3 protein-coding genes are annotated in these 6,193 nt (G+C 70.7%); 1 reads left to right on the top strand and 2 read right to left on the bottom strand.

Translation table 11 applies throughout. The features are described 5' to 3' along the window. Positions 1-180: 180 nt before the first annotated feature. The gene (locus tag E1294_RS36490; protein WP_220448132.1) at positions 181-1,848 is read right to left on the bottom strand and encodes a DUF4185 domain-containing protein; all 1,668 of its coding nucleotides are present in this window, start codon (positions 1,846-1,848) and stop codon (positions 181-183) included. Between the two features lie 271 nt (positions 1,849-2,119). Between E1294_RS36490 and E1294_RS36485 the strand changes: the two genes are divergently transcribed. Then, positions 2,120-3,109: a LacI family DNA-binding transcriptional regulator gene (locus E1294_RS36485; protein ID WP_132515535.1), complete on the top strand. Its 990-nt coding sequence runs from the start codon at positions 2,120-2,122 to the stop codon at positions 3,107-3,109. A gap of 141 nt (positions 3,110-3,250) precedes the next feature. On the opposite strand, the gene E1294_RS36480 is transcribed toward E1294_RS36485, so the two are convergent. Then, positions 3,251-6,115, bottom strand: coding sequence for an AfsR/SARP family transcriptional regulator (locus E1294_RS36480; RefSeq protein ID WP_132515534.1), 2,865 nt, complete (start codon positions 6,113-6,115; stop codon positions 3,251-3,253). Between the last annotated feature and the right edge of the window lie 78 nt (positions 6,116-6,193).

The following is a 6,193-nucleotide window of genomic DNA, read 5'->3' as shown; positions in this document are numbered from 1 at the left end:
TCGCTGCCCCGCTCCCCCGCTCACCGGCTCACCCAGCTCCCCCCGCTCGCGGCTCACCAGCTCCTCCGCTCACCGCCTGCCCCGCTCACCGGCTCTCCGGCTGCTCCGGAACGGCGAGGAGCCCGCCCCCGGCTCGCAGGGCGGGCTCCTCGGAACAGATCAACTGACGCGGCCGCGCGTTCACGTGCCGCCCGTGTGGTACACCTCCAGTTCGGCGATCGAGGTGAACGTCCGGGTGCCGCCGGGGACGCCGATGATCCGCACCCCGTCACCGCCGGTCGCGTCGAAAGCCAGCTCGTACGTGCGGCTGGGCCCCGCCGTGTCGTCGTACGGATAGCCCGGCGTGATCCGCAGCCCGCTCACGTCCGTCCATGCGTGGTCCTTGCGCACCTGCACCCTGAGATCGGCGCCGAACCAGCCGCCGTCGCCGAACATCTTCCCGCTGGTGAAGACGGCCTTGTCCATCGTGTACTCGCGCGGCCAGGTGTATCCCCACCAGCTGGCGTCCTTGCGCTCGTCGTTCCAGTCGTCCTCGCTGCGGGACTTGTCACCGTCGTTGTAGGACACGGTGTCGCCGAAGTGCGTCGCCCTTTCGACGCCCGCGGTGCCCGGCTCCCTGGCGAGGTTGCGGCCGGTGTCGGGCGCGTTGCCCGGGGTGGTGTCCACGTGCGGTTCGAGACGGATCTTGCGCAGCGAGAAGGTGTACGCCCAATGTTCGCCCTCCGGATAGCCGCCGCCGCACGGGCAGACGTTCGACTGCAGCCACATCGACCTGCCGTCGGCGCTGATGTACTTCGACGGGATGGTCGTGGCGTAGCCGCCGTGCTTGGTGCGCGTCCACGGGTAGCCGCCGAAGTCCTTGCCGGTGAAGTGCCGCCACGGGCCCCACGGCGTGGGCGACTCGTAGAACTCGAACGTGTACTCCGTCCACGACGTGTACAGGTAGCGGTCGAGCGGCTTGTTGTAGACCACGCCGCCCTGGCTGATCACGGTGAGGTTCCTGGCCCGTCCCGCGGTGTAGACGTCCTGGTAGAGGTGCCGGTCGTCGTGCAGCACCGTGACGCGGTCCCCGAGCTCCTTCGACCAGGTGGGCGTGCCGGAATCGGTGAAGCCGCTGACGAACTCCCAGGCGTTCCGGTCCTGCACCGCGTCCTTCGGCACCCGGGCCAGCCACACGTCCACGGGATCGGGCACCCGGTCGGTGAACGAGTCGCGCCAGTTGTGGTCGAGCCCGTAGGCGTAGACGTGGTCGTCGGGCGCGTCGGCGTACGCCTTGCCGTAGTCGAGGAACATGATGGTGGTGAACAGGCCGTCGCGGAACATCGCCCCCGTCGTGTCCCACGTCCACGTCCTGCCGTGGTCGGTCGACTTGGCGATGGTGGCGGCGGGCGCGTCGTTGAAGTCGAAGGCCAGGTCCTGAACGGCCAGGTAGAGGGTGCCGTCCACGCAGGCCATGCCGGTCGGCTTGCGCGTGTGTCCCGGAGTCCACACCTGGCCGACGTCGTCGCCGACCGGCAGCTGGGCGCCGGTGAGGTTGCCCGGCATGCCGGAGATCCTGGCCACACCGATGTCGCTCATGGCGCCGCCGAAGCCGATGCCGTCGCCGTACGCGGTGTAGACGTTGTCGTCGTCGGACCAGCACGACGGCCACAGGTCGCCGTGGTTACGGTTGTCGCCGACGGCGGGCGCCCCGACCGTGGCGCCGGAGTCGATCCGCACCGTCGAGAAGAACGAGCTGGGCGGCGGCGCATCGGCCGCCGCGGGAGTGTTGTCCTGGGCCACGGCGGTCGCCGCCAGGAGCAGGGTGGCCAGTCCTGCGCCCAAGCCTCGTCGGACGATCGAATACATGGCTTCTCCTGGCGGTGCGGCACCCTTGGTCAGGGGGCCGATGAGGGAGGGAGGGGTCGGAGAACAGCTGCGTGCAATCGATTTCTGGCCGAAACGTACAAGCGTGGAATGACAGGCGTCAAGCCCTGGCGTGTCAGGGATCGTGTGGAGGTGCGCCCAGCGGGCGGGCACATTTCGAGAAAGTTCGAAGTGTGACAGGGTGATCTTGGAGTTTTCCCTGTCGAACGCCGAAGGCCCGCGCGGAGCCCGGCGATGGTAGAAACTTGGTGCGATGCCCACTATCTACGATGTCGCCCGTGAGGCCGGCGTGTCCGCCGCCACCGTCTCGCGCGTGCTCAACGGCGCGAGGACGGTCGACCCCGCCATGGTCGCGCGGGTGCTCACCGCGGTTCGCGAGCTCGGCTACCGCCCCAACGCGGTGGCCCGCAACCTGCGGCGCAGCCGCACCACGCTCTGGGCCGTGATCATCTCCGACATCGGCAACCCGTTCTTCACCGCCACCGTCCGCGGCATCGAGGACGTCGCCCAGCAGGCGGGCTACTCGGTCGTGCTGTGCAACAGCGACGAAGACCCGGCCAAGGAGGAGACGTACGTCGCGGCGGCGCTGAGCGAGCAGATGGCCGGAGTGATCATCGCGTCGTCGGGCAGCGCCAAGGCGGCCAAGAGCCTGCTCGACTCCCCCATCCCGGTCGTCGCCATCGACCGCCAGCTGCCACGCGGCGAGGTCGACACCGTCGTGGTCGACAACGAGGCGGGCGCGCGCACGGCCACCCGGCACCTGCTCGACGCCGGCTACCGGCGCATCGCCTGCGTCACGGGGCCCGAGGGCGTGAGCACCGCCGACCTTCGCCTGCGCGGCTACACCGCGGCCCTGTCCGAGCAGCAGCCGCCGGGAGAGCCGCTGGTCGCCAGGACCGACTTCCGCGAGCAGGGCGGCTACGACGCCATGGCGGCGCTGCTGTCCTCCCCCGAGCGTCCCGACGCGGTGTTCGTGGCCAACAACCTCATGACGGTGGGCGCGCTGCGCTGCCTGGCCGACCACGAGGTGCGGGTACCCGGGGAGATGGGCGTGGTCGGGTTCGACGAGATCCCGTGGGCCGACCTGGTCCGCCCGTCGCTCACCACGGTGGCCCAGCCGACGTACGAGCTCGGCCGCATGGCCGCCCGCCTGCTCGTCGACCGCATCGCCACCCCGGCGGGCCGGCCCGCCACGGTCGTCCTGCCCGCCGAGCTGCGCGCCCGCCAGAGCAGCGCCCGCTGACCCCACCCCATCAGCGCTTCCCGACCGGGCAGCTTCAGCGCCGCGCCGTTCGCCACCCGGATTTTCGCGGACTTCGGCGCGGCCGGATCCACGCAGCTGACGATCAAGGTGGCCGGAAACTCGGGCTAGGGGCGCATCGCCTCACCGGGTGCGCGCGAGGGTCCGTAGGATCGTGGCCGCCTGGGCGCGGAGGCCCAGTTCGCCGGCGAGGGAAGCAGCGCGCGTCAGGACCTGTTCCGCCTTGGCGTGCTGGGCCTGGACCAGGTAGGCCTGACCCAGGGCGTGCAGGACACGGATCTGGATCCGCCGCGAAGGGATGCGCTGGCCGATGCTGAGCGCCTCCTCCAGGGGTTGGATGGCGCCAGTGGAGCGGGCATCCGTGATGTGGTTGCGTGCGTTGCCCAGGCCGAGGAGGGCCATGGCCTCCCCTGCGAGGTCGCCTAGCTGCCGCGTCATGGCCAGCACCTGTTCGAAGGCGGCCTCGGCCGCGGCAGGCTCGTCACGGCGCAGGTGCAGGGAACCGGTCCAGTACAACACCTGGGCGCGATTGCGCGGCGAGCCGCTGTCGTCGGCCACGCTCAGCGCGCTACGGAGGTGAGCGTAGGCGGCGTCGTGGTCGCCGTTCTCCATGAGGATCTGGCCGATATTACGCAGGCAGTAGGCCACGCCGCCCTGATCGGACACCTCACGCAGCACGGGGAGCGCCTCGTGCTGCTTCCGCAGGGCTAGGTCGGCCCGGCCCAGGTAGAGGTCGAGCGCCGCCTGATAGCTGAGCGTGAGCGCGTAACCGTGCCGGTCGCCGAGGGCCAGGAATTCCCGCTGGGCCACCGCGAAGAACGTCTCAGCCTCGCCGTGCCGCTCCTGATCCACGCGGAGCAGCGCCATCCGGAAGGACACCACACCTCGGCCGCGTGGATCGTCGACCGCACGGGCGGCGGTGAGCATCTGGGAGGCCTCCTCCAGATGACCCTTGATCGTGAGCGTGGGCGCGCAGGTGCAGGCGAGCTCCCAGGCCAGTTCGTCCTGCCCGAGGCGCAGAGCCTGCCGGGTGGCGGTGACCAGTGCTTGCCGGTCGGCCTCCACCCATCCCAGTGGCGCCGTCGTGACGGCCTGCGTGACCTCGCTGTCGAGGTGCGTCCGCCGGGCGTCGCCCAGCACCGTCTGGTAGTCGCCTCCGTAGATGCTGCGGTAGGCGTACTGGGCCAGCGACAGCCAGGCGCCGAGTGCCCGGCCGACGGCGTCCGAGCGTTCCCTCGGCACCTCCTCGCGCTCGCGGGCGAACAGCCTGACCAGGTCGTGGAACCGGTAGCGGTCACCCGCGGTGTCCAGCAGTCGCGCATCGACCAGGCGCTCGGTCACGTCCTCCGCCGCGCGCTGGGTGGTGTCCAGCATGGCCGCGGTCACCCAGGCGGCGAAGTCGGGGGCGTCGAGCAGGCTGAGCAGGTGGAAAGCGCGCTGCTCGAGCGGTGACAGCCCGCCGTACGAGAGCTCGAAGCCGGTGCGCACGTCGAGTTGCTCGTAGGCCAGCTCGTCCAAGCGCCGTCGCTCGTCGGTCAGTCTCGCGACCATGTGGCGCAGGTCCCAGTGGTTCTTGGCCACCAGCTTGGCACCCACGATGCGGATGGCGAGCGGGAGAAATCCCGCGAGCTCCGCCAGGCGCAGGGCCGTCTGCCGGTCCTCGTCCACCTTGGCGGCGCCCACGATGCGCGCGAGCAGGCCGAGCGCATGCTCGGGCGCGAGGCTGCCGAGGTCGATCCTGCACCGGGTGGCCAGCGAACCTAGGCGTCTCCTGCTTGTCACGAGCACCCCGCAGGAGCCCGCTCCCGGCAGCACCGGCCTGAGCTGGGAGGTGGACGCGGCGTTGTCCAGCACCAGCAGCAGCCGGCGTTGGGACAGCAGCCCGCGGAACACCTCTGCCCGCTCGTCGAGTCCCGGCGGGATGTCGACAGCGCTGGCTCCCAGCGCTCGCAGGAAACGGCCGAGGACCTCGCTGGGCTGGATCGGGTCCCGTTGGTTACCACGCAGGTCGATGTAGAGCTGGCCGTGGGGGTATCGCTCAGTGACGAGGTGTGCCACGTGTACGGCGAGCGTGGTCTTGCCGACCCCGCCCGGCCCCGAGACGAGAGCCACCGGCGGCGCGGTCCCGCCTCTCGCGCTGAGCGCCTCGGTCAGTATCTCGGCCTCCGCCGCCCGGCCGGTGAAATCGGCGATGTCGGCGGGCAGCAGATTCGGCAACGGCGCCGTGCTGAGGATGTGCGCGGTCGTCTCAGGCCCCTCGTCCTGGAGCAGGTCGGCGTGGGCCTGTCTGAGCAGTGGCGAGGGATCGATGCCCAAGTCTCTGGCGAAGCGGTGCCTGATCTGCTCGTATCGGTGCAGTGCCGCCGCACGCCGCCCGCTGGCACCCAGCAACGCCAGCACCCTCGCCTGGATCGACTCGTCGTAGGGGAAGTGCTCGGCGATCCGCTCCACAGTACCGGCCACCTCGGCTGCGCGTCCTGTGGCCAGCGCGTGGTCGGCCAGCTGGCAAGCGCACGCGAGTCGCTGCTTGGCCAGGTGGAGGACGGCGGGGTCGTTCCTGAGCCACTCGCTGGTATCGGCCAGGGCCCAGTCCCGCCACAGCGCCAGCGCCTCGCCGAGCGAGGCGACGGGGTCAGGCTCCCGGCTCGCCGCCGCCATGCGGCGCAGGAAGCGTTCGGCGTCGATGCACCCGTCGGGGACGCTCAGTCGGTAGCCGCCGCCGGTGTAGGAGAGCCTGCTGCCGCCGGGCAACCAGTGTCGCAGCCGGGAGACGGCGGTGCGCAGCGCGGCGGTACTGCCACCGGATGGGCCCCACACCCGAGCGCTGAGAACGTCCTCGGTGACGGTACGGCCCGCGTCGAGGAGCAGCGCGGCGAGCAGCCAGCGCACGTTGCGACCGGGGAGGGCGAGCGGGACGCCGTCGGCCCAGGCCTCCAAGGGCCCGAGGATGCGGAAGTCGACGGAGGGTTCCCCCACGCCTTCCGCCATGCTTCCTCCGAGGGATCCGCTGCAGATCCCTCGAATTTACTTCAGTTTTCGGCCTTTGCCAGAAACATCCGCTTGTAG

Origin of the sequence: Nonomuraea diastatica (assembly GCF_004349015.1) — a bacterium.
Lineage (GTDB): Bacteria > Actinomycetota > Actinomycetes > Streptosporangiales > Streptosporangiaceae > Nonomuraea > Nonomuraea diastatica.
The sequence above is the reverse complement of the archived record's forward strand: the minus strand, read 5'-3'. Positions and strand labels throughout refer to the sequence as shown.

Excerpts from the sequence above, each read along its gene's own strand:
- E1294_RS36490 (WP_220448132.1), bottom strand. The coding sequence starts at position 1,848 with ATGTATTCGATCGTCCGACGAGGCTTGGGCGCAGGACTGGCCACCCTG.
- E1294_RS36485 (WP_132515535.1), top strand. The coding sequence starts at position 2,120 with ATGCCCACTATCTACGATGTCGCCCGTGAGGCCGGCGTGTCCGCCGCC.
- E1294_RS36480 (WP_132515534.1), bottom strand. The coding sequence starts at position 6,115 with ATGGCGGAAGGCGTGGGGGAACCCTCCGTCGACTTCCGCATCCTCGGG.